This window comes from Streptomyces albidochromogenes, from assembly GCF_005981925.1.
In the GTDB taxonomy this organism is placed as follows: domain Bacteria; phylum Actinomycetota; class Actinomycetes; order Streptomycetales; family Streptomycetaceae; genus Streptomyces; species Streptomyces albidochromogenes.
Genome location: NZ_VBVX01000790.1, coordinates 1 through 386 on the forward strand (window position 1 = coordinate 1; position 386 = coordinate 386).

A 386-nucleotide genomic window follows, 5' to 3' on the forward strand; every position below is an offset into this window, starting at 1 on the left:
GGCCCTCCCCGACGTCCGCCCCCGGCCGGCCGAACTCCACCGCCCCCTCACCGGCGCGCTCCAGCTCCAGCACCCACACCTCGTTCTCGCCCTCCCGCAGAACGGTCCCGGGAACGTACAGGGACTCCTGGGGGCCGACCGACCAGTACCGGCCGACGCAGAAGCCGTTCACCCACACGAAGCCACGTTCCCAGCCGGGCAGCCGCAGCGACGCGTCGCCCGCGCCCCGCACGTCGAACGTTCCCCGGAACAGCCCCGACGCGCCCGCCTCCGGGGAACGGCAGGCGACCTTCCCGACCGCCCGCGCGTCGTCGAACGCGTCCAGCGACAGCCCGCGAGCCCGTACCCCGTGCAGGTACTGCCGCTCGTGCAGGACGCCCCCCGTG

Annotated in this window: 1 pseudogene; it reads right to left on the minus strand. The window is 75.1% G+C overall.

Annotation, left to right across the window (positions count from 1 at the left end):
• Nucleotides 1–386, minus strand: a pseudogene (locus E2E34_RS35185) (beta galactosidase jelly roll domain-containing protein); the annotation flags it as partial.